The sequence below is a fragment of the Streptomyces mutomycini genome, assembly GCF_001700505.1.
GTDB classification, from domain to species: domain Bacteria; phylum Actinomycetota; class Actinomycetes; order Streptomycetales; family Streptomycetaceae; genus Streptomyces; species Streptomyces mutomycini.
Map to the genome: position 1 here is coordinate 384 of NZ_MAPV01000281.1, position 452 is coordinate 835.

The following is a 452-nucleotide window of genomic DNA, read 5'->3' on the forward strand; positions in this document are numbered from 1 at the left end:
GTACGGCGTGTCCGGGCGGGGCGGCGTCGGCTGCCCTGAATCCCGGCCCACGCCGGAAGGGCCGCCCGAAGCGGGGCCACCGGGGCCGGGGCCCTGATCGGGGCCGGGCGCTCCCCCGGCCGAAGCTGCGGGCGCCGCACCCCCGACGGGCCCGGGAGCCGGGTTCTTGCGCGGGGCGAACCAGTCGCTTCCGCTCTTCTCCCTGGCCGGCTTCTCGGCCGGGGCCTCGGCGGCCGCCCCGCCGGACGACGGCGCGGGGGCGCCGGGCCGCGGGGTGCTGCCGGTCCGCTCGGAGGCCGGACGCCCGCCGGACGGGTCCGTCTCACTCATCGGCGTACGCATGACGACGGGCGGGATCGGACGCGAGCCCGGGATGTTGATCCGGATACGCGTCGTCAGCGTCGTCTCTGTTCTGGGCTCCTCGGACCGAGGCGGATCCACAGGCTCCGGAG

Annotated in this window: 1 pseudogene; it reads left to right on the forward strand. The window is 77.9% G+C overall.

Going from position 1 to position 452, the window contains the following annotated elements:
- Positions 1-166 precede the first annotated feature (166 nt).
- Positions 167-452 (forward strand): annotated as a pseudogene (locus tag BFF76_RS34620) (hypothetical protein); the annotation flags it as partial.